Genomic DNA, 22,125 nt, shown 5'->3' on the forward strand with positions numbered 1-22,125 from the left:
GGGGCCGCCTCCTAGCCCATATGTGGCCGCATGAACGGTCTCCTCGCCATTTGCGCCATTTGCCGCGAGATTACGAGCTAGCGATTCGCTGGCTGGAGCCGTCTTTTCTCAAAAAACATTGAGAGCCCTGGACGCCCGGCCAACAGCCGACGGGTATCCATATGGAATTGCGCCTTTACGACACGTTGAGCCGGGAAAAGCGGACTTTTGTACCGCTCGATGCGAAGAATGTCCGTATGTATGTCTGCGGACCGACCGTCTATGACTTCGCCCATATCGGCAATGCACGGCCGGTGATCGTGTTCGACGTGCTGTTTCGGCTGCTGCGCCATCTCTATGGCGAAGCGCACGTCAAATATGTCCGCAACATCACCGACGTCGACGACAAGATCAACGACCGCGCCGCGCGCGATTTTCCCGGCCTGCCGCTGAACGAGGCCATTCGCAAGGTCACAGAGGAGACGGGAAAACAGTTTCACGCGGATGTCGATGCGCTGGGCGCGCTGCGGCCGAGCGTCGAGCCGCGCGCGACCGAGCATATCGGCGAGATGCGCGAGATCATCGAGAAGCTCGTCGCCGGCGGCTTCGCCTATGTCGCCGAAGACCATGTGCTGTTCTCGCCACAGGCGATGAACGCGGCCAATGCAGGCCTGCCGCGCTACGGCGCGCTGTCCAATCGCTCGCTGGACGAGATGGTCGCCGGTGCGCGTGTCGATGTCGCGCCCTACAAGAAGGGCAATACCGACTTCGTGCTGTGGAAGCCGTCCAAGCCCGGCGAGCCGTCATGGCCGTCGCCGTCCGGCATCGCCGCGCAGGGACGCCCGGGCTGGCACATCGAGTGCTCGGCGATGGCCTGGAAGCACCTCGGCGAGCATTTCGACATCCATGGCGGCGGCATCGATCTCGTGTTTCCGCATCACGAGAACGAGGTCGCGCAGACCTGCTGCGCTTTCCACCAGCAGCGCATGGCGAACTACTGGATGCACAACGGCTTCCTCCAGGTCGAGAGTGAGAAGATGTCGAAGAGCCTCGGCAACTTCATCACCATCCATGAGCTGCTGCAGGATTGGCCGGGCGAGGTGTTGCGTCTGAACATGCTGAAGACGCATTACCGCTCGCCGATCGACTGGACCATGAAGTCGCTGGAGGAGAGCGCCAAGACGCTCGACGATTGGTATCGCGTCGCGGCCGACGTCGAGCCCGGCAGGCCGGCGGCATCCGTGGTCGAGCCGCTGCTCGACGACCTCAACACGTCCCTGGCGATCGCGGCGCTGCACGGCCTCCGCGGTACCGACGTGAACGCCTTGGCAGGATCATTGCGGCTACTCGGTTTCCTCTCCGAGAGCGCTGCGCAATGGGAAGGCCGCAAGCAGCAGGCGAGCGGCATCGATGCGAAGGAAGTCGAGCGCCTGATCGCGGAGCGGACGGCTGCGCGTGCGCGCAAGGACTTTAAGGAATCCGACCGCATCCGCGATCTGCTCACCGCGATGGGCGTTGCGATCAAGGACTCCAAGGAAGGAACCACCTGGGAGATTGCGCGATGAAGCGGCCCGACACGCCTTTCCCGCGGCACTGGCTCTATTACATCGTACTGAAAATCGCGCTGCTCGCTGGCGCCGTAGCGCTGGTGCTGAAACTCTATGGGATGTGGTGAAGACCGATGGGACAGACTTTGCCAAAACCCGGCTTGCGGCCGTTCCTGCCTGATGATGTGCCGGTGCTCGCCGCGATCTTCGCCGCCAGCATCGAGGAGCTGACCGGTGACGACTATAGCGAGGCGCAGCAGCAGGCCTGGATGGAGACGGCGGAAAGCGAAGAGTTCGGCAAGCGGCTCGCCGCCGACCTGACCCTGGTCGCGACGCTGGAAGGCTCGCCCATCGGTTTCGCCTCGTTGCGCGGCAACGATCACATCCGCATGCTCTATGTGCATCCGGGAGTGAGCGGGCAGGGCGTTGCGACCATGCTGGTCGATGCGCTGGAAAAGCTTGCCGGCGGCCGAGGTGCCACGAGCCTCTCGGTCGACGCCAGCGACACCGCGCAGGGCTTCTTCGCCAAGCGCGGCTACATCGCCCAGCAGCGCAACAGCGTCACCATCAACGACGAGTGGCTCGCCAACACCACCATGAAGAAGACGCTCGGAGCGGGGCAATGAGCAAGGAGCGTCTCTATCTCTTCGACACCACGCTGCGCGACGGCGCGCAGACCAACGGTGTCGATTTCACGTTGGCCGACAAGCAGGTCATCGCGGCGATGCTCGATGACCTCGGCATCGACTATGTCGAGGGTGGCTATCCCGGCGCCAATCCGCTCGACAGCGAATTCTTTGCGACCAAGCCCAAGCTCGCCCATGCGCGCTTCACTGCCTTCGGCATGACGCGGCGAGCCGGGCGCTCGGTTTCCAACGATCCCGGCATCGCCGGGCTGCTGGAAGCAAAGGCCGACGCGATCTGCTTCGTGGCGAAGTCATCGGCCTATCAGGTGCGCGTCGCGCTGGAGACGACGAAAGAGGAAAACCTCGCCTCGATCCGCGACAGCGTTGCGGCGGCGAAAGCCGCCGGCCGCGAGGTCATGCTCGACTGCGAGCACTTTTTCGACGGCTACAAGGAAGACGCGGCGTTCGCGCTCGCCTGCGCCAAGGCCGCTTATGAGGCCGGGGCACGCTGGGTGGTGCTGTGCGACACCAATGGCGGCACCATGCCTGATGAGGTCGAGGCCATCGTCACCGAGGTGACGAGGCACATTCCCGGCGATCATGTCGGCATCCACGCCCATAACGATACCGAGCAGGCGGTGGCCAATTCGCTCGCTGCGGTGCGCGCTGGTGTGCGGCAGATCCAGGGCACGCTGAACGGCCTTGGCGAGCGCTGCGGCAACGCCAATCTCTGCTCGCTTATCCCGACTCTGAAGCTGAAGAAGAATTTTGCCGACGCCTTCGAGATCGGCGTCACGGCCGAGAAGCTGGCAACGCTGGTCAAAGTCTCGCGCACGCTCGACGACATGCTCAACCGTGTGCCGAACCGGCATGCGGCCTATATCGGCGAGAGCGCCTTCGTCACCAAGACCGGCATTCATGCCTCCGCCGTGCTGAAGGATCCGCAGACCTACGAGCACGTCCTGCCGGAGTTGGTCGGCAATCACCGCAAGGTGCTGGTCTCCGACCAGGCCGGGCGCTCCAATGTCATCGCCGAGCTCGATCGCGCCGGTATTCCTTACGAGAAGAGTGATCCGAAGCTGACGCGCCTTGTCGAGGAATTGAAGGCACGCGAGGCGGCGGGATACGCCTATGAATCTGCAAACGCCTCGTTCGAGCTTCTGGCGCGCCGGACGCTCGGCAAGGTGCCGCATTATTTCGAGGTCGAGCAGTTCGACGTCAATGTCGAGCAGCGTTACAATTCGCACGGCGAGCGCGTCACCGTCGCTTTGGCGGTAGTGAAGGTCGACGTCGCCGGTGAGCGCCTGATTTCGGCCGCCGAAGGCAACGGTCCCGTCAACGCCCTCGACGTCGCCTTGCGAAAGGACCTCGGCAAGTACCAGAAGTACATCGAGGGCCTGAAACTGATCGACTATCGTGTGCGTATCCTCAATGGCGGCACCGGCGCGGTCACGCGCGTCTTGATCGAGAGCGAGGACGAGAACGGCGACAACTGGACCACGGTCGGCGTGTCCCCGAACATCATCGACGCCTCGTTCCAGGCGCTGATGGATTCGGTGATCTACAAGCTCGTGAAGTCGGGCGCGCCGGCGTAAGCGACGGCGGCGCAACAGCGCCGTCATTGCGAGCGAAGCGAAGCAATCCAGAATCCCTCCGCGGACACACGCTGGATTGCTTCGCTACGCTCGCAATGACGAGGAGGAGAGAGGGAGCGCGACCAATGATCGACCACATCTCCGTCGGCGTCAGCGATCTCGATCGCGCCGCGAAATTCTATGAAGCCGCGCTTGCCGCGCTCGGCCTGGCGCGCCTTGTGATGCGGCCGCGGACTATCGGCTTCGGCAAGGCCTATCCGGAGTTCTGGATCAACTTGCGTGAGGGCATGCCGCGCGTCGCGCCGGAGAGCGGCGTGCACATCTGCCTGCGGGCGAAGACGACTGGAGAGGTCGACGCGTTTCACGCCGCCGCGCTGTCGGCCGGGGGTGCCTCCGACGGCGCGCCGGGCATCCGCCCGCACGATCGCGTGCGCTATTATGCGGCCTTCGTCACCGACCCCGACGGTAACCGGATCGAGGCGGTGACGTTTCCGAGCGAGTAGCCGTTAAAGCCTGCGTGCCACTTCCGGTGCGAGCTGCTTTTCTGCCTCGGCGACCTGGGCGGCTGCCGTCTTCAGCTTCGGCAGAATCTCTTCGACCCGATCGGCCTTGAGGATGTCGATCGAAAGGCCGGCGCGGATGAACTCGGTCTGGCGCATGTGCGACAAGAGCGAGAACAGCGGCTCCCAGAAATTGTCGATGTTGGCGAGCAGCACCGGCTTGGCGTGACGGCCGAGCTGCTTCCAGGTCATTTGCTCGACCAGCTCCTCCAGCGTGCCGACGCCGCCCGGCAGCGCCACGAAGGCGTCGGAGCGTTCGAACATCAGCCGCTTGCGCTCGTGCATGTCGGGGGTGACGATCATCTCCTGCACGCGCGTCAGCGCGTTTTCGCGCAGCCGCAGGAAGTCGGGGATGATGCCGGTGACGGTGCCGCCGTGATCGAGCACGGAGGTTGCGACCGCGCCCATCAGGCCGAGCGAGCCGCCGCCATAGACCAGGCGGATGTTGTTTTCGGCGAGTGCCTTGCCGAATGCCTTGGCGCCTTCGGTGAAGCGGGGATTGGTTCCTGGGCCGGAGCCGCAATAGACACAGACGGTTTTGATTGTGCTCATTGGTGCCATGATGCATTGCAACGAAGAGGCGTCAAGCCCAATCGGTGATTCGGATCACCCGGAAATCTACCGGTAAATGGCGACAAACAATCAAAGATTCGCCATCTGGCGGGGTGCGCGGGCATCGGGAAGGCTCTATATGACGAGCGAAAATCGTTAATGGTAGCGACGCCCGCATCCGGCGGGCTTTCAGGCTTCTTGATGGACCAACCTCAATCGTTCGACGGCGCCGACGTTCCTGATCCTCCTGCGGGGGGACCATTGGAGCGGGCCACGCTGATGGGCACGTTGGCGCATCTGTGGCCCTATATCTGGCCGGGCGACCGCTTCGATCTGAAGATGCGGGTGGTCTGGTCGCTGGTGTTGCTGCTCGCCGCCAAGCTGATCACGCTCGCCGTGCCGTTCAGCTTCAAATGGGCGACGGATGCGCTGACCGGCGCCAACACCGCGCCGGTGCAGGCGGACAACTGGCATCTCTGGGTGATCGCCCCGCCGCTGCTGCTCACAGCGAGCTACGGCGCGATGCGCATCCTGATGGCGGTGCTGACGCAATGGCGCGACGGCATCTTCGCGCGTGTCGCCATGCATGCGGTGCGCAAGCTTGCGACCATCACCTTCATTCACATGCACGAGCTGTCGCTGCGCTTCCACCTCGAGCGCAAGACCGGCGGCCTGACGCGCGTGCTCGAGCGCGGCCGCGAGGGCATCGAGGTCATCGTGCGCATGGTGATCCTGCAGCTGATCCCGACCATCGTCGAGGTCTCGCTGCTGATGGCCGTGCTGCTCTGGCAGTTCGATTGGCGCTACGTGGTCGCGACCCTGATCACGGTCACGTTCTACATGTACTACACCTACATCGCGACCGAGTGGCGCATCGGCATCCGCCGCAAGATGAACGATTCCGACACCGAGGCGAACACCAAGGCGATCGACTCGCTGCTCAATTACGAGACGGTGAAGTATTTCGGCGCCGAGGCGCGCGAGGCACGACGCTACGACAAGTCGGTGGAGCGGTACGAGGAGGCGAGCGTCCGCACCTATACTTCGCTCGCAGTGCTCAACACCGGCCAGGCCGTGATCTTCACGCTCGGTCTGACCGCGACCATGCTGATGTGCGCGATCGGCGTGCGCAACGGCACCAACACGGTCGGCGATTTCGTGCTGGTCAACGCCATGATGATCCAGCTCTATCAGCCACTGAACTTCATGGGCATGGTCTATCGCGAGATCAAGCAGGCGATCATCGACATCGAGAAGATGTTTGGTGTGCTGGGCCGCGAGGCCGAGATCAAGGACGAGCCCGATGCGCAGCCGCTGGTCGTCTCCGCCGGCACGGTGCGCTTCGAGGACGTGCGCTTTGCCTATGAGCCGACGCGGCCGATCCTGAAGGGCATCAGCTTCGAGGTGCCGGCCGGCAAGACGGTTGCGATCGTGGGACCGTCGGGCGCGGGCAAGTCGACAATCTCGCGTCTGCTGTTCCGTCTCTACGACGTCTCCGGCGGCAAGATCCTGATCGACGGCCAGGATATCCGCGAGGTCACGCAGGGTTCGCTGCGCGCCTCCATCGGCATGGTGCCGCAGGACACCGTGCTGTTCAACGACACCATCCGCTACAACATCCGCTATGGCCGCTGGGACGCCAGCGATGCCGAAGTCGAGGAGGCGGCGCGGCTGGCGCAGATCGACCACTTCATCCGCCTGGCGCCGAAGGGCTACGAGACCCAGGTTGGCGAGCGTGGCCTGAAGCTGTCCGGCGGCGAGAAGCAGCGCGTTGCGATCGCGCGCACCGTCTTGAAGGCACCGCCGATCCTGGTGCTCGACGAAGCAACGTCGGCGCTCGACACCCACACCGAGCACGAGATCCAGGGTGCGCTCGACCGCGTCGCCAAGAACCGCACCTCGCTGGTGATCGCGCACCGGCTCTCGACCATCGTCGGCGCCGACGAGATCATCGTGCTGGACCAGGGCCGCATCGCCGAGCGCGGCACCCACGCAAAACTGCTCGCACAGGCCGGCCTCTATGCCAGCATGTGGAACAGGCAGCGCGAGGCCGAGGAGGCACGGGAGAAACTGGCCAAGATGGCCGACGCCAGCGAGGCGCCCAACCGGCAGCCGCCGCCGGTCGATGACGTCCTAACGGCGCCTGCGGCGGCGGAGTGACCTTGTCTCCGGTCCCAACTCTGGCCTAAACAACTCCACCGCGCGGGACGGCCCCGTGCGCCGTCAACCCTTCAGCGGCAGAGAGCGATGTCCATTCTCGATTCGATCCAGCGTCAGATCCCGCCGATCCACAAGGAGGGCTATCCCTTCATCGGCGGCTTTGCGCTGGCAAGCCTGATCCTGTTCTGGCTGTGGTCCCCTCTGGGGTGGATCGGCACGATCCTGACCGTGTGGTGCGCGCTGTTCTTCCGCGATCCTGTCCGCATCACGCCCGTGCGCGAGGGGCTCGTGGTGTCACCGGCGGACGGCCGCATCTCGATGATCACCATGGCGCTGCCGCCCGCCGAGCTCGGGCTCGGCGACCGGCCGCTGCCGCGCATCTCGGTGTTCATGAGCGTATTCAATTGTCACGTAAACCGCAGTCCGATCGCGGGCAGGGTGGACCGTATCGCCTACCGGCCCGGCCTGTTCATCAATGCCGAGCTGGACAAGGCGAGCGAGGACAATGAGCGCAACTCACTGGTGATCACGACACCGACGGCGCGGATCGGCGTGATCCAGATCGCCGGCCTCGTGGCCAAGCGCATCGTCTGCTTCGTCAAGGAGGGGCAGGCGATCGGTGCCGGTGAGCGCTTCGGCCTGATCCGCTTCGGCTCGCGCCTCGACGTCTATTTGCCTGTTGGCACCAAGGCGCTGGTGTCGGAAGGGCAGACCGCGATCGCCGGCGAGACGATTTTGGCCGATCTTGCCGGGGATGACCCGAGCCGCAGCTATCGCGCCAATTAACCAATAGTCGGTGCATGGGGCCCTTCCGCCGCAATGGCGGAGGGGAGCGCGGCTTGCTATATCTCGCCCTGAGATGAGGACGAGCCATGACGCCCTACGATTTGAGAGATCCTGACACGCGCCGGCGGAGGTTCCGTCCGATTCCGGTGCGGATGCTGGTGCCCAACGTTATCACGCTGCTGGCCATCTGCGCCGGCCTGACCTCGATCCGGCTGTCGATCGAGGGGCGGATGTCGCTCGCCGTCTACGCCATCGTGTTCGCGGCCGCGCTCGACGGCATCGACGGCCGCATCGCGCGCATGATCAAGGGCCAGTCCAAATTCGGCGCCGAGCTCGACAGCCTCGCCGATTTCGTCAATTTCGGCGTGGCGCCCGGCCTGATGCTGTATTTCTGGCAGCTGCACGAGCTCGGCAATGCCGGCTGGATCGCCGCGATGGTGTTCGCGATCTCTGGCGGCCTGCGCTTGGCGCGTTTCAACGCCACCATGGACGATCCCAACAAGCCGGCCTTCGCCGCCAATTTCTTCACCGGCGTGCCGGCGCCGGCCGGCGCGATCACCGTGCTGCTGCCGATCTATGTCGCGTTCCTCGATCTCGGGCGCTGGCCCGCGGCGGTAACGGCGGCCTATACGCTTTTGATCGCGTTCCTGATGGTGTCGCGCCTGCCGGTGTTCTCCGGCAAGACCAAGCGCATGCGCGTGCCGCCCGAGTTGGTGCTGCCGGCGTTCGTCGCAGTGATCGTCTTCATCGCGATCTTGATCGCCTATCCCTGGCACGTGCTGTCGATCGGCACGGTGCTTTATCTGCTCTGCCTGCCGCTCGGCTACAAATCCTACCGCGATCAGGCGCGTGCGATGGAAACCACCGCGCCGGCGGGAGGCGAGGTCCCGTCACCGCCTTCGGCACCAACGCTGGCGAATTTGTCGGAGCCGCCGCACGACGACGACCGGCCCGGACGGCTGCACTGAGCGGTCACACGCGGATATCTGCCATGAGGCGCGCCGAGTTGGGTTGAAGCCTGATCTCGGCTATATCGCCCTGTGCCGGCGGCACCGCGCCAACAGCGGCCGCCAATCTGGGAGATAACGCTGTGACCAATTCCGCGACCGGGCCGCTGCCCGCTTCCGTCCTCGAAGCGCTGGGTCGCTACGATACTCCGACGATCTGCAATGCCATGGAGATCGTGGCGCCGGAGCGGCGGCTGATCGGCTACACCACCAAGCAGCTGGTCTGTCCGTTCCCCGATTTGCCGCCGATCGTCGGCTATGCCCGCACGGTCGCGATCCGCTCGGTGCTGAAATCCTCGCTCCCGGCGGAAGAACAATCCAAGCGCCGCATCGACTATTACGAATATGTCGGCACCGGCTACGGCCCGCGCATCTCGGTGATCCAGGATATCGACGGTCCTGATGTCGGCTATGGCGCGTTCTGGGGCGAGGTGCAGAGCAATGTGCACAAGGCGCTCGGCTGTCTCGGCGTGATCACCGACGGCTCGATCCGCGACATCCCGCAATGGGCCCCTGGTTTCCAGGCGCTCGCTGGCTCGATCCGTCCCTCGCATGCCTGGGTGCATGCCGAGAGCTTTGGCGGTGAGGTGCGCGTCGCCGGCATGACCGTGAAGTCGGACGATCTGATCCATGCCGACCAGCACGGCGCCATCGTGATTCCGCTCGACGTCGCGGCAAAGCTGCCCGAGGCCGCCGAGCTCTGCGGCCGCCGCGAGACGCCGATCCTGGAGATCGCCCGCAGCCCCGACTTCTCGCTGGAGAAGCTGAAGGCCGCGCTGAAACGTTCGGCGGAGATTCACTAGACGCGTGACGAAGCGGCCTACGGCGGCGATGCCGGCCGTGGGTCGCCTTGTTCCGTCAGAAGCAGGGCGGCCTGATCCGGCTCGCCGAATACCGCGGCGGCGCATCCGATCAGGGTGAAGCCGCCGGCAAGATCCCACAGGGTGATGTTGTCCGCATTGTCCGGAAGATGAATCAAGCGCGCCGCGATCACGGCGAAGCCGGCCTCGACAAAAAGCAGGACGCTGAATGCCGGCAGTACCAGTTCCGGCTCGAGCAGATGGAGCGCTAACACTGCGGGCAGCGCGGTGAGAAGACTGAACAACGTCAACATGGCAAATCGGCTCCTGCGATGGAGCATGCCGCACAGCCAGAGAATACCGCATGATGGCGCGTCACGGATGTGACGCAGGGCCGCAGCCGGAGGAGGCGCAATGAGGATGAAGGGCAAGACGGTTCTGATCACCGGCTCGACCGACGGCGTCGGCCGCTACGTTGCGCGCCGGCTGGCCGAAGAAGGTGCGAGGGTCCTGATCCATGGCCGCGACGCGGCGCGTGCAAAGATACTGAGCGACGAGATCGTGAAGGCCGGCGGTATCGCGCCGACTTTCTACCAGGCGGACCTGTCATCGATGTCGGGCACGCGTGCGCTCGCGGAAGCCGTGACGCGTGACCACCAGCGCCTCGATGTCCTGGTCAGCAATGCCGGCATTGGCTCGCAGAATGACGGGCCGCAGCGGCAGGTGAGTGCCGACGGTCACGAGCTGCGATTTGCCGTGAACTATCTCGCTGGTTTCCTGCTCGTCCATCTGGTCATGCCATTGTTGAAGACGGCGGCGCCGTCGCGCATCGTCAACGTCGCCTCGCCCGGACAGCACCCGATCGATTTCGACGACGTCATGATCACCAGGGGCTACAGTGGCTCGCGCGCCTATGCGCAGAGCAAGCTCGCGCAGATCATGTTCACGATCGATCTGGCGCGGGAATTGAAGGGCACCGGCATCACAGTGAACGCGCTGCATCCCGCGACCTACATGAACACCACGATGGTGCGCGCCGGCGGCATCATGCCGATGTCTACGGTGGAGCAAGGTGGCACGGCGATCCTGCACCTCGTCGAGGGCGACGACGTCGCTGATAGAAGCGGATTGTTTTTCAACGGCATGAACGAGGCACGCGCAAATCCGCAGGCCTACGATGCCGACGCACGCAAGCGCCTGCGCGCGCTCAGTCTGGAGCTGACGGGGCTATCGCCTTAGCGCGGCCGGTTATGGTTAGCGAAGTGTTGAGATTCCTGCCGCCGGCCGGCCATCGCAGCGCCTGCAGCACGGCGTACCAAACTGTCCGGACTTAACCTTTACGCGGCTTTAAGGGCGGCGCTCTAGGGTTTCCGCTGCGGTTCGGGGTTGGGCCGCGCCAGCGGCCAGGACGGCCGTTGTTGCGTACGCGTTGGAGTCTCCCATGGATATCATGACGGGCGTTGGGCTCACGGCCGGCATCATCGTCATCACCGCGATGATCTTCATGGGTGGCGATCTCCACATGTTCATCTCCGAACATGCCATGATCATCATCTTCGGCGGCTCGATCTCCGCCACCATGATCCGCTTCCCGCTCTCGGCGCTCCTGCATGGCCTTCCGCTCGGCGCCAAATTCGCCTTCACCATGAGCCGCCTGTCGGCCCACGACCTCGTCGACGAGCTTGCCCGCATCGCCGAGATCGCCCGCAAGCAAGGCCCGGTGGGTCTGGAAAAGGTCGAGACCGACGAGCCCTTCCTCGCCAAGGGCATCCGCTACGTCGCCGACGGCTACGACCTCGATTTCATCCGCGACAATCTCGAGCGCGACCGCGACAACTTCCTGATGCACCTCGACGAGGGCAGCAAGATCTACCGTGCCATCGGCGACTGCGCCCCGGCCTTCGGCATGATCGGCACGCTGATCGGCATGGTGCAGATGTTCGCGAACATGACAGATCCCTCCAAGCTCGGCCCGTTCATGGCGACCGCGCTGCTCGCCACCCTCTACGGCGCGCTGGTCGCGAACCTGTTCTGTCTGCCGATCGCCGACAAGCTGCACGGCAAGCTGCTCGATGAAGAGACCAATCGCACCCTGATCATCGACGGCATCCTGATGATCCGCGACTCCAAGAGCCCGACCTTGGTGCGTGAAATGCTGCTGGCCTATCTGCCGGAGAAGCATCGTCACGCCGAGGGTGAGCCGGTGCCGGCCTGATCGCGCGCATCCGGATTTAGGCCATGGCCAAGAAGAAACGCGGCGATGCCCACGGCGGCGGTCACGGCTGGTTCGTGACCTTCGCCGACTTGATGGGCCTGATGATGAGCTTCTTCGTGATGCTCGTCGCTTTCTCGACCCAGGATGCCAACAAGCTGAAGATCGTCGCCGGATCGATGCGGGACGCCTTCGGCGTGCAGAGCGAAGCGCGCTATGCCGGCATCGTCGAGTCCGACGGTCTGCCAACCCGCCCGCGGCTGAAGAACGTCGACCACATCCAGCCCGAGGACGCCTCCAACACGCCGACGCCCGACCAAGAGGACCGCGACCGCACCTCGGGGGCGAAGATCAAGGTCGACCGCAATTTCGCGCTCGCTGCGGCCTCGCTGCGCCAGGCGTTGCAGGACATGCCGGAACTGACCGAGATGTCCAAGCACATCATGTTCGAGGAGACCAAGCAGGGCCTCAATCTGGAGATCGTCGACCAGGACGGCCGCTCGATGTTCGCCGACGGCTCAAAGGTGCCGTATGACCGCACCCGCCGCCTGGTCGAGAAGCTCGCTGTCCCGCTCAAGGCGACGCCGCTGCGCGTTTCCATCGCCGGCCACACCGCCGCCGGATTCGTGCCGGTCCGCAGCGACTACGGCGCCTTCGATCTGTCGGCCGACCGCGCCAATGCCGTGCGCCAGATCCTCGAACGCGAGGGCCTGCCGCCGTCCCACATCTTTGCTGTTTCCGGCAAGGCGGACACCCAGCCGCTGTTTCCGGACGATCCCTCGCTCGCAGCCAACCGGCGGGTGACCATCACCTTGATGCGCGAAGATCCGCCGCTGCCGCCGAATCTGAAGCCGTAAGCCTCTTGCGCTACCATCTTACCTGAGGCATGTCGTCGCGCAGGTAACGGCGTGGCCGCGTCGTCACAGCATCCGCCTCGGCGCCTGCTAAGGTGGGGTGCCGATTGACAGGCGCGCCGGAAGCGTCAAAAGGCGCCGGATCAAATTCAGGGACGAAGCGTTTTCCACCCTCATGACGGCGAGCATCACATCGACTGAGACCCAGGAAGGGCCGGTCACCGCGGGCTTTTGGTCCCTCACGCTCGGGAGCATCGGCGTCGTCTTCGGCGACATCGGCACCTCGCCGCTCTACGCATTCCACGAGGCCGTCAGGGGCGCGGCCCATGGCGAGCCGGTGTCACGGGTCATGGTGCTCGGCGTACTCTCGCTGATCCTGTGGGCGCTGCTGATTGTCGTCACTGCCAAATATGTCCTGCTGCTGCTGCGCGCCGACAACAACGGGGAGGGCGGCACGCTCTCGCTGATGGCGCTCGGCCAGCGCGCGCTGGGGCGGCGGAGCTGGTTCCTGCTCGCGCTCGGCGTGGTCGGCGCCTCCATGTTCATCGGCGATTCCATGATCACGCCGGCGATTTCGGTGCTGTCGGCGGTGGAAGGCCTCAAGCTCGCAACCCCCGCGTTCGAGCACTATGTCGTGCCGCTCACGGTTCTCATCCTGGCGCTGCTGTTCGCGGTCCAGAGCAAAGGTACGGCGCTGGTGGCCTCCGCCTTCGGGCCGGTGATGGTGGTCTGGTTCACCTGTCTTGCGGTGATGGGCGCCGTCCACATCGCCGACGATCCCTCGGTGCTTGCGGCGATCAATCCCTACTACGCGCTGCAATTCCTGCTGTCGCACGGCACGATTGGCCTTGTGACGCTCGGCGCCGTGTTCCTGGCGGTCACCGGCGGCGAGGCGCTCTATGCCGATCTCGGCCATTTCGGCCGCAAGCCGATCCAATCGGCCTGGATGTTCTTCGTGCTGCCCGCGCTCTTGATCAACTATTTCGGGCAGGGCGCGTTGGTGCTGTCCGATCCCAGCGCGATCGAGCATTCCTTCTATCGCATGGTGCCTGAAGGTCTGGTGCTGCCGCTGGTCGGGCTTGCGACCGCCGCCACAGTGATCGCGAGCCAGGCGGTGATTACTGGCGCCTATTCGCTGGTCTATCAGGCGGTGCAGCTTGGCCTGCTGCCACGCTTCGAGGTTCGCTACACCTCCGAGACTCACGCTGGCCAGATCTATCTGCCGCGCGTGAACCGGTTGCTGCTGATCGGCGTGATGCTGCTGGTGCTGCTGTTCCACACCCCCAGCAATCTGGCTTCGGCCTATGGCATCGCGGTCTCCACCACCATGGTCGCCGACGGCATCATGGGCTTCGTCGTGATCTGGAAATTGTGGAACTGGCGCGCCGCCACCGCCGCTGCCGTCATCGTGCCCTTCGTCGTGGTCGATATGAGCTTCTTCAGCGCCAACCTGCTCAAGCTGCTCGAAGGCGCCTGGGTGCCGCTGCTGTTCGGCGTGCTCATGGCGGGGACGATCTGGACCTGGCGGCGCGGCTCCGGAATCCTGATCCAGAAGACGCGCCGGATCGAGGTGCCGCTGGACGATCTGATCCGGAGCCTGGAGAAGCGGCCGCCGCACATCGTCAAGGGCACCGCGGTGTTCCTGACCAGCGATCCCTCGTTCGTCCCGACCGCGCTGTTGCACAATCTCAAGCACAACAAGGTGCTGCACGAGCACAACGTGATCCTGACCATCGAGACCGCGCATACGCCGCGGGTCGACCTGTCGGAGCGGTTCCGCATGGAGAAGATCAGCGACAAATTCTCGAAGGTCCGCCTGCGCTTCGGCTTCATGGAGCAGCCGAACGTGCCCAAGGCGCTCGCGATCGCGCGCAAGCAGGGGTGGCAGTTCGACATCATGTCGACGTCGTTCTTCGTGTCGCGGCGGTCGCTGAAGGCCTCGGCGCAATCGGGCATGCCGCTCTGGCAGGACCATCTCTTCATTGCGCTGAGCCGGTCCGCCAATGACGCTACCGACTATTTCCAGATTCCCACTGGGCGGGTGGTTGAAGTCGGCACCCAAGTCACCATTTGACCGCAATTGGCGGACCTATGCTAATTTGCATGGTAAGGGCCCAGAATCGGGCTAGGCTATGCCAGCAGCGCAGGACTATAAGCCCGCGCGCTCTTCCGCCGTTGTGCAGTGAAGCATTTTGAGGCCATCGGGCTCTCCCATGACCAGTGACGTAGCAGTTCCCGCCCCGGAGACGGCGGCGGCCAACGGGCATGGCGACGCCCACACCACAGCCGGCTTCGGTGCGCTGACGCTTGGCAGCATCGGCGTCGTCTATGGCGATATCGGCACGAGCCCGCTCTACGCATTCCGCGAGGCGGTGATGGCCGCCTCGGGCGTGGAGGGGGTGCCGACGCCTGCGGCGGTGCTCGGCGTGCTCTCGCTGATCCTGTGGGCGCTCATCGTGGTGGTGACGCTCAAATACGTCGTGATCCTGCTCCGCGCCGACAACAATGGCGAGGGCGGCACGCTCGCGCTGATGGCACTGGCCCAGCGCGCGGTCGGCACGGGCGGGGCGACCATTGTCCTGCTCGGCATCATCTCCGGCGCCCTGTTCTACGGCGATGCCGTGATCACACCGGCGCTCTCGGTGCTGTCGGCGATCGAAGGCATGAAGGACGTCACCTTGACGTTCGAGCCTTACATCGTTCCGCTGACCGTCGTGATCCTGGTTTGTCTGTTCGCCGTGCAGTCACGCGGCACGGCGCGCGTTGCGGCCTTCTTCGGGCCGATCATGTGCGTCTGGTTCGCAGTCCTCGCGGCGGCGGCGATCCATCCGATTATCCAGCAGCCGCAAGTGCTGCTCGCGTTGAATCCCCTCTACGCCGTGTCATTCATGCTGCACCATGGCATCATCGGCTTCATCACGCTGGGTGCAGTGTTTCTGGCTGTGACCGGCGCCGAGGCGCTCTATGCCGACCTTGGTCATTTCGGCAAGCGGCCGATCCAGACCGCCTGGCTGTCGATCGTGCTGCCATCGCTGGCGCTGAATTATCTGGGGCAGGGCGCTCTCGTGCTCGGCGATCCCGGCGCGATCGTCAGCCCGTTCTTCCAGCTGTTTCCGCAAGGCTTTTTCCGCGGCAGCATGGTCGTGCTGGCCACCATGGCGACCGTGATCGCGAGCCAGGCGGTGATCACCGGCGCCTATTCGCTGACGCGCCAGGCGATCCAGCTCGGGCTGCTGCCACGCTTCGAAATTCGCCATACGTCGGAAGCCCATTCCGGCCAGATCTTCATCCCGCGCATCAACCAGTTGCTGCTGGTAGCGGTGGTGCTGCTTGTGCTGCTGTTCCGCTCCTCCAGCGCGCTGGCGTCGGCCTACGGCATCTCCGTCACCGGCACCATGGTGGTCACCGCGATGATGGGCTTTGTCGTGATCTGGAAGGTCTGGCGGTGGTCGCCGGTCGCGGCCGCCGCCCTGATTGTGCCGTTCCTGTTCCTCGACCTGACCTTCCTCGCCGCGAACTTGCTCAAGGTCTTCGAAGGCGGCTGGGTGCCGCTGGCGCTCGGCGCGCTCATGATCATCCTGATGTATACGTGGCGGCGCGGCAGCCGGCTGCTGTTCGATAAGTCGCGCAAGCTCGAGTTCCCGCTCGCCGACCTCGTGGCAATGCTGGAGAAGCGGCCGCCCCAGCGCGTGCCCGGCACCGCCGTGTTCCTGACCTCGGACCCGCTCAGCGCGCCGACCGCACTGATGCATAGTCTGAAGCACTACAAGGTGCTGCACGAGAAGAACGTCATTCTCACCATCGAGACCGCGCAGACCCCGCGGATCGACCCGGCCGAGCGCGTGAGACTGGAGCAGATCTCACCGACCTTCTCCAAGGTGACGCTGAAGTTCGGCTTCATGGAATCGCCCAACGTGCCGAAGGCGCTGGCGATCGCGCGCAAGCTCGGCTGGCAGTTCGACATCATGTCGACCTCGTTCTTCCTGTCGCGGAGGGCGCTGAAGCCCGCGGCGCATTCCGGCATGCCGCGCTGGCAGGACCGGCTGTTCATCTCGCTGAGCCGCTCGGCGAATGATGCCACCGACTATTTCCAGATCCCCTCAGGCCGCGTAGTCGAGGTCGGCACCCAGGTGACGATCTAGCGTCAAGCCGGCGCTCCGTCCGCCTCCACGGCTGTCATCGCCCGCGAAGGCGGGCGATCCAGTATTCCAGAGACAGTGCGAGACCGCGAGGCCGCGGCGTACTGGATTCCCCGCTTTCGCGGGGAATGACACCGAGTTTGATGATAGAGATCACAGCTTAGGTAGGACCAAGACGGGACCTCCGGGCTTCATTCCGAAACCCGCACTTCAAGTCGCTGCGATTTAGCTTTAACTTGCGCCGCGTGGCTCAAGCCTTTGTAGCGCTTGATTTTCGCGTCCCGAGAGGCGAGGTTGCCCGCCGGCCGGGGGCGCCCCGGCATATGCCTGCGACGTTGGAGGATGATGTGGCAAATCAGGTACAGGATCTGACCCCGGACGAGGTCTCCAAGGGTGTCGCGGAAGGGCGCTATCTGCTTGTCGACGTCCGTGAGCCGAACGAGGTCGAGGCCGAGGCCTATCCCTACGGCGTCGTGGTTCCGCTCTCGACCTTCGATCCCAAGGCGATCCCCGATCCCCAAGGCAAGGACGTCGTGTTCGCCTGCCGCTCGGGCAAGCGCTCGGTGACGGCCTCGCTGGCCGCGCAGGCGGCGGGCCTGCCTTACGACAAGCATCTGGCCGGCGGCATGCTGGGCTGGAAGGCGGCCGGTCTTCCCAGCAAGGTCGGTGGCTGACCCACCCGATGACCAAGAGCTCTTCGCTGAACAAGGTCTTCGCCGACCTTCCCGTCACCATCTTCGAGGCGATGTCGCAGGCTGCGCGCGACAATGCGGCCATCAATCTCGGCCAGGGCTTTCCCGACGATCCCGGCCCCGAGGACATCCGCCGCGCCGCGGCCGACGCCTCGCTGAACGGCTACAACCAGTACCCCTCGATGATGGGCCTGCCGGAGCTGCGCCAGGCGATCGCAACCCATTACGGGCATTGGCACGGGCTCAAGCTCGATCCGATGAGCGAGGTGATGGTGACCTCCGGCGGCACCGAGGCGCTGACCTCGGCGATCCTCGCGGTGGTCCAGCCCGGGGACGAGGTGGTCTGCTTCCAGCCGGTCTATGATTCCTATTTGCCGATCATCCGCCAGGCCGGCGGCATCCCGCGCCTGGTGCGACTCGAGCCGCCGCACTGGCGGCTGAATGAGGACATGCTGAAAAGCGTCTTCAATTCAAAGACCAAGGCGGTGCTGTTCAACAACCCCTTGAATCCGTCCGCGGTGGTGTATCCGCGCGAGGACCTCGAGCTGCTGGCGCGCTACTGCCAGGAGTTCGACGTCATCGCGATCTGCGACGAGGTCTGGGAGCACGTCACTTTCGACGAGCACAAGCACATCCCGCTGATCACCATCCCCGGCATGCGCGAGCGCACCATCAAGGTCGGCTCGGCCGGCAAGATCTTCTCGCTGACGGGCTGGAAGATCGGCTTCGTTTGCGCCGCGCCGCCGCTCTTGCGCGTCGCCGCCAAGGTGCACCAGTTCCTGACCTTCACCACCGCGCCGAACCTGCAGGCCGCCGTCGCCTACGGCCTCGGCAAATCCGACGACTACTTCCTGTCGATGCGCAAGGATCTGACGCGGAGCAGAGACCGTCTGACAAGGGGCCTCGAAAGCCTCGGCTTCCCCGTGCTGAAGTCGCAAGGCACCTACTTCCTCACCGTCGACCTGTCGCCGCTCGGACTCAACGAGAGCGACACCGAGTTCTGCTGGCGGATCGTCAGGGATTACAAGGTCGCGGCGATCCCGGTGTCGGCCTTCTACGAGCAGGACCCGGTGACATCCGTGGTCCGCTTCTGTTTTGCCAAGAAGGACGAGACGCTCGACACCGCACTTGAGCGGTTGTCGGACGCGGTGCGCGGCCGCAAGAGGTAGATTTGAGATGACGAACGTCGGCCGCTCCAGGCTTTGCCTCGGTCTCGCAGTCGCCGCAGCGCTGACGTTGCTCTCCGCTCCCGCCAAGGCCGAGGAGCGGGTCGTCAACTTCTACAACTGGTCCAACTACATGGCGCCGGATGTCCTTGAGGCCTTCACCAAGGAGACAGGCATCAAGGTGGTCTACGACACGTTCGATGCCAACGAGACACTGGAAACACGCCTGATGGCCGGCAAGTCCGGCTACGACGTCGTGGTGCCCACCGCCTATTTCCTGCAGCGCCAGATCAAGGCCAACATCTTCCAGAAGCTCGACAAGTCGAAGCTGCCGAACCTCGCCAATGCCTGGCCGATGGTGACCAAGCATCTTGCGACCTACGATCCCGGCAATGTCTACGCCGCCAACTACATGTGGGGCACAACGGGCATCGGCTACAACGTCGCCAAGGTGAAGCAGATACTGGGACCGGACGCGAAGATCGACAGCTGGGACATCGTCTTCAAGCCGGAGAACCTCGCCAAATTCAAAGACTGCGGCGTGCACATGCTCGACTCCGCCGACGACATCTTTCCGGCGGCGCTGAACTATCTCGGGCTCGATCCGAACTCGACCAAGCAGGCCGACCTCGAGAAGGCCGCCGAAATCGTCGCAAAAGTCCGCCCGTCCGTGCGCAAGTTTCACTCGTCCGAATACTTAAGCGCGCTCGCCACCGGCGAGATCTGCTTCGTGGTCGGCTGGTCCGGCGACATCATGCAGGCTCGCGCCCGCGCTGCGGAAGCCAAGAGCGGCATCGAGATCGGCTACACGATCCCGAAGGAGGGCGCGCAGATGTTTTTCGACAATCTTGCGATCCCCGCCGATGCCAAGAACGTCAATGAGGCCTACGCGCTGATCAACTATCTCTACCGGCCCGACGTCGCCGCCAAGAACTCGGACTTTTTGTCCTACGCTAACGGTAACCTCGCCAGCCAGAAGCTGGTCGATCCGAAGATCCTGAACGACAAGAACATCTATCCGGACGAGGCGACGCTCTCAAAACTGTTCGTCATCACGGCGCGCGAGCCGGCGACCCAGCGGATCATCAATAGGCTCTGGACCAAGGTGAAGACTGGGCGCTGAGCGGCACGTCCGTCATTGCGAGCGAAGCGAAGCAATCCAGAATTTCTCCGCTGGGGCACTCTGGATTGCTTCGTCGCTTCGCTCCTCGCAATGACGGTGCAACTACCGCCACCGCCGGTGCAGCCAGAGCCACTGCTCGGGATGCTCGCGCACCCAGCTCTCCACCACGCTCGTGATCGCCTGCGTCGTACCCTGGATGTCGATCTTGCCCTCAGTGTCGCGGACCGGCTTGATCTCCTCGGTCAGCTCGCCGCGAAAGCGGCCACCGGGCAGGCGTATGATGCGGACGCCGTGGATCGGGCATTCGATCTGGCGCAGCAGGCGGGCCAGCATCGGGTTGGCGCGGGTCTTGCGGCCGAAGAAGGTGACCTCGACGCCGGCGGTGAGGTACTGGTCGATCAGCATGGCGACGTGCTTGCCGTCCTTCAGCGCCTGCGCGAGCCGCAGCGGCGCGTCGCGGCCCGCCGGGATCAGCGTGCCCATTTTGACCTGGCGCATCTCCTGGATGATGCGGTCGGCAGAGGCGATGTTCGGCCGGCGATAGAGGATCGCGGTATCCAGCCCATGCGCGACGGCGGCGAGCGCCGGCAATTCCCAGTTGGCGAGATGCGCGGCGAAGATCAGCGCCGGCTTGCCGTCGTCGCGGATCTGGTCGAACAGCTCGATGCTGCGTGGGGGAATCTCGATCCGGCTCTTCTCCGGATGGTCGCGATCGTAGTCCCAGACGTGGTCGATATGGGCGAACTCGGCGCCGACGCGGCCGAGATTGTCCCAGACGCCCATCAGGATCTGTTCGATCTCCTCCGGCGATTTCTCCGGAAATGCCGCAGTGAGGTTGGCGCGGCCGATGCGATGCTCGCGCAGGCGCGGCCCGATCAGCTTCACGACGCGTGCGAAAAAGTCCGAAGTCTTGACGGGATCGAAATAGCGCGTGGTGCGCAGCAGGCCGACCGTGGCGGCGCCGATCAGGCTGCCTCCGATCGATTTGGCAGCCTCCCGCGCGCGGGCTTTCGTCCTCGCAGTCAGCAGCGCCATGCGTCCGGTCAGGCCGGTTCGCGCGTCAGGATCAGCGAGGCGTTCTGGCCGCCGAAGCCGAACGAGTTCGACATCACCGCAGTGACGCGGGCATCGCGCGCCTTGTTGCCGACGACGTTGAACAGGATCGTGGGATCCGGGGTCTCGTAGTTGATCGTCGGCGGGATGCGCTGGTGCTCGAGCGTGAGCAGCGAGAAGATCGCCTCGACCGCACCGGCAGCCGAGATCGTGTGGCCAACCATCGATTTGTTGGAGGTGACTGGAATCTTCTGCGCGAGCTCGCCGAACACCGCCGATGTCGTGTTGAACTCCATCTTGTCGTTTTCAGGCGTCGAGGTGCCGTGCGCGTTGATGTGGTCGATCTGGTCCGGCGTCATGCCGGCATCGGCCAGCGTCTTGTTCATGCAGCCGATGATCGGCTTGCCGTCGGGCGAGGAGCGGGTGCGATGGAAGGAATCGGTGAGCTCGCCGCAGCCGGCGATCACGCCGAGGATCTTTGCGCCGCGCGCAGTCGCCGCCTCGTAGCTTTCGAGCACCAGGGCGCCGGCCCCTTCCGCCATCACAAAACCATCGCGGTTCTTGGAGAAGGGGCGGGAGGCCGCCTGCGGCGGATCGTTCTGGGTCGACAGCGCCGAAAGCAGCGAGAAGCGCACCAGCGCTTCCGGGTTCACGGTGCCGTCGGTCGCGACGCACAGCGCGGCGTCTGTCTCGCCGCGGCGGATCGCCTCGACGCCGAGCTGGATCGAGGTCGCGCCCGAGGCGCAGGCCGTCGACAGCGAGATCGGCGAGCCCTTGGTGCCGAACGTCTCGGCGAGATGCGCGGCGACAGACCCGAACATGAAGCGATGATGGTAGGCGCTGTACTTGCCGCCGCCGGAAATGCGCAGCAGATCGTCATAGGTGATCTCGAGCTGGCCGACGGCGCGACCGAGTTCGCGACGTTGCGGCCATTCGACCTCGACCGGTGCAACCGCGAGGAAGAGAGGACCCGGGAAATCCGCCTTGGCGCCGATGCCGGCCTGCTCAAGCGCTTCCTCCGTCACCAGCTCGGCCATCCGCTCCGAGAGCGCGGTGGAGGAGAACGGATCGACGCTGACGAAATCCACCGTACCGGCCATCGTGGTCCTGAGGCCGTCGATCGGAAAGCGCGTGATGGTGCGAATACCGGATTCGCCGGCGACCAGCTTCGCCCAATTGTCGGCCTTGCCGGCGCCGAGCGAGGTCATGATGCCCATGCCGGTGACGACGACGACGGGACGCCCGAATTTGTCGCGTGGTGCAGTCATGTCGTT

The 22,125-nt window shown here is 64.5% G+C and carries 20 protein-coding genes; 16 read left to right on the forward strand and 4 right to left on the reverse strand.

The features are described 5' to 3' along the window. Positions 1 to 161: 161 nt before the first annotated feature. The 4 genes from cysS (at position 162) to LRP30_RS16390 (ending at position 4,250) form a co-directional block, all read left to right on the forward strand. The gene (gene cysS / locus LRP30_RS16375) at positions 162 to 1,544 is read left to right on the forward strand and encodes a cysteine--tRNA ligase (RefSeq protein WP_249761031.1); all 1,383 of its coding nucleotides are present in this window, start codon (positions 162 to 164) and stop codon (positions 1,542 to 1,544) included. A 116-nt stretch (positions 1,545 to 1,660) separates the two neighbouring features. Continuing rightward, positions 1,661 to 2,152 (forward strand): GNAT family N-acetyltransferase, encoded by a 492-nt coding sequence (locus LRP30_RS16380; protein WP_128945596.1) that lies wholly within the window; start codon positions 1,661 to 1,663, stop codon positions 2,150 to 2,152. Continuing rightward, a complete protein-coding gene (gene cimA, locus LRP30_RS16385; protein ID WP_249761032.1) occupies positions 2,149 to 3,747 on the forward strand; it encodes a citramalate synthase in 1,599 nt (532 codons plus the stop codon). The genes LRP30_RS16380 and cimA overlap by 4 nt, the downstream gene beginning before the upstream one ends. Positions 3,748 to 3,872: 125 nt before the next feature. Beyond that, the gene (locus LRP30_RS16390; RefSeq protein ID WP_249761033.1) at positions 3,873 to 4,250 is read left to right on the forward strand and encodes a VOC family protein; all 378 of its coding nucleotides are present in this window, start codon (positions 3,873 to 3,875) and stop codon (positions 4,248 to 4,250) included. A 3-nt stretch (positions 4,251 to 4,253) separates the two neighbouring features. Here the strand turns inward: LRP30_RS16390 and LRP30_RS16395 are convergent, their stop codons facing one another. Next, positions 4,254 to 4,859, reverse strand: coding sequence for a TIGR00730 family Rossman fold protein (locus tag LRP30_RS16395; RefSeq protein WP_164934453.1), 606 nt, complete (start codon positions 4,857 to 4,859; stop codon positions 4,254 to 4,256). A gap of 201 nt (positions 4,860 to 5,060) precedes the next feature. On the opposite strand from LRP30_RS16395, the gene LRP30_RS16400 reads away from it, so the two are divergent. From LRP30_RS16400 to LRP30_RS16415, 4 genes are all read left to right on the forward strand, one after another. After that, on the forward strand, positions 5,061 to 7,019 hold the full coding sequence (locus tag LRP30_RS16400) for an ABC transporter ATP-binding protein/permease (RefSeq protein WP_249761770.1): 1,959 nt from the start codon (positions 5,061 to 5,063) through the stop codon (positions 7,017 to 7,019). Positions 7,020 to 7,106: 87 nt separating this feature from the next. Further along, a complete protein-coding gene (locus LRP30_RS16405; RefSeq protein WP_128934472.1) occupies positions 7,107 to 7,805 on the forward strand; it encodes a phosphatidylserine decarboxylase in 699 nt (232 codons plus the stop codon). Positions 7,806 to 7,891: 86 nt separating this feature from the next. After that, complete coding sequence (locus tag LRP30_RS16410) at positions 7,892 to 8,773, forward strand: phosphatidylcholine/phosphatidylserine synthase (protein WP_249761034.1); 882 nt, start codon at positions 7,892 to 7,894, stop codon at positions 8,771 to 8,773. A 122-nt stretch (positions 8,774 to 8,895) separates the two neighbouring features. Next, complete coding sequence (locus LRP30_RS16415) at positions 8,896 to 9,615, forward strand: RraA family protein (protein WP_249761035.1); 720 nt, start codon at positions 8,896 to 8,898, stop codon at positions 9,613 to 9,615. 17 nt (positions 9,616 to 9,632) lie between these two features. Here the strand turns inward: LRP30_RS16415 and LRP30_RS16420 are convergent, their stop codons facing one another. Beyond that, positions 9,633 to 9,926: a hypothetical protein gene (locus LRP30_RS16420; RefSeq protein ID WP_091888691.1), complete on the reverse strand. Its 294-nt coding sequence runs from the start codon at positions 9,924 to 9,926 to the stop codon at positions 9,633 to 9,635. A 100-nt stretch (positions 9,927 to 10,026) separates the two neighbouring features. Between LRP30_RS16420 and LRP30_RS16425 the strand changes: the two genes are divergently transcribed. The 8 genes from LRP30_RS16425 (at position 10,027) to LRP30_RS16460 (ending at position 19,798) form a co-directional block, all read left to right on the forward strand. After that, a complete protein-coding gene (locus LRP30_RS16425) occupies positions 10,027 to 10,851 on the forward strand; it encodes an SDR family NAD(P)-dependent oxidoreductase (protein WP_249761036.1) in 825 nt (274 codons plus the stop codon). A gap of 202 nt (positions 10,852 to 11,053) precedes the next feature. After that, positions 11,054 to 11,827 carry a MotA/TolQ/ExbB proton channel family protein gene (locus LRP30_RS16430; protein WP_018645542.1) on the forward strand — a complete coding sequence of 258 codons (774 nt, stop codon included), beginning with the start codon at positions 11,054 to 11,056 and terminating at the stop codon, positions 11,825 to 11,827. A gap of 23 nt (positions 11,828 to 11,850) precedes the next feature. Beyond that, positions 11,851 to 12,681: a flagellar motor protein MotB gene (locus LRP30_RS16435; RefSeq protein ID WP_091888688.1), complete on the forward strand. Its 831-nt coding sequence runs from the start codon at positions 11,851 to 11,853 to the stop codon at positions 12,679 to 12,681. Between the two features lie 172 nt (positions 12,682 to 12,853). Beyond that, a complete protein-coding gene (locus LRP30_RS16440) occupies positions 12,854 to 14,752 on the forward strand; it encodes a potassium transporter Kup (protein ID WP_164934454.1) in 1,899 nt (632 codons plus the stop codon). Between the two features lie 139 nt (positions 14,753 to 14,891). After that, the gene (locus LRP30_RS16445) at positions 14,892 to 16,820 is read left to right on the forward strand and encodes a potassium transporter Kup (RefSeq protein WP_249761037.1); all 1,929 of its coding nucleotides are present in this window, start codon (positions 14,892 to 14,894) and stop codon (positions 16,818 to 16,820) included. Positions 16,821 to 17,164: 344 nt separating this feature from the next. Next, positions 17,165 to 17,491: a rhodanese-like domain-containing protein gene (locus LRP30_RS16450; protein ID WP_026202463.1), complete on the forward strand. Its 327-nt coding sequence runs from the start codon at positions 17,165 to 17,167 to the stop codon at positions 17,489 to 17,491. 8 nt (positions 17,492 to 17,499) lie between these two features. Beyond that, a complete protein-coding gene (locus LRP30_RS16455) occupies positions 17,500 to 18,678 on the forward strand; it encodes an aminotransferase (protein WP_128945601.1) in 1,179 nt (392 codons plus the stop codon). Between the two features lie 7 nt (positions 18,679 to 18,685). Beyond that, the gene (locus LRP30_RS16460; RefSeq protein ID WP_128938556.1) at positions 18,686 to 19,798 is read left to right on the forward strand and encodes a polyamine ABC transporter substrate-binding protein; all 1,113 of its coding nucleotides are present in this window, start codon (positions 18,686 to 18,688) and stop codon (positions 19,796 to 19,798) included. A gap of 102 nt (positions 19,799 to 19,900) precedes the next feature. Here LRP30_RS16460 and LRP30_RS16465 read toward each other — a convergent pair whose 3' ends face one another. Together LRP30_RS16465 and LRP30_RS16470 are read right to left on the reverse strand one after the other, a co-directional pair. Further along, the gene (locus tag LRP30_RS16465) at positions 19,901 to 20,833 is read right to left on the reverse strand and encodes a lipid A biosynthesis lauroyl acyltransferase (protein WP_249761038.1); all 933 of its coding nucleotides are present in this window, start codon (positions 20,831 to 20,833) and stop codon (positions 19,901 to 19,903) included. An 8-nt stretch (positions 20,834 to 20,841) separates the two neighbouring features. After that, positions 20,842 to 22,119, reverse strand: coding sequence for a beta-ketoacyl-ACP synthase (locus LRP30_RS16470; protein WP_249761039.1), 1,278 nt, complete (start codon positions 22,117 to 22,119; stop codon positions 20,842 to 20,844). Positions 22,120 to 22,125 lie beyond the last annotated feature (6 nt).

It is taken from the genome of Bradyrhizobium sp. C-145 (genome assembly GCF_023375135.1).
GTDB classification, from domain to species: Bacteria; Pseudomonadota; Alphaproteobacteria; order Rhizobiales; family Xanthobacteraceae; genus Bradyrhizobium; species Bradyrhizobium zhanjiangense.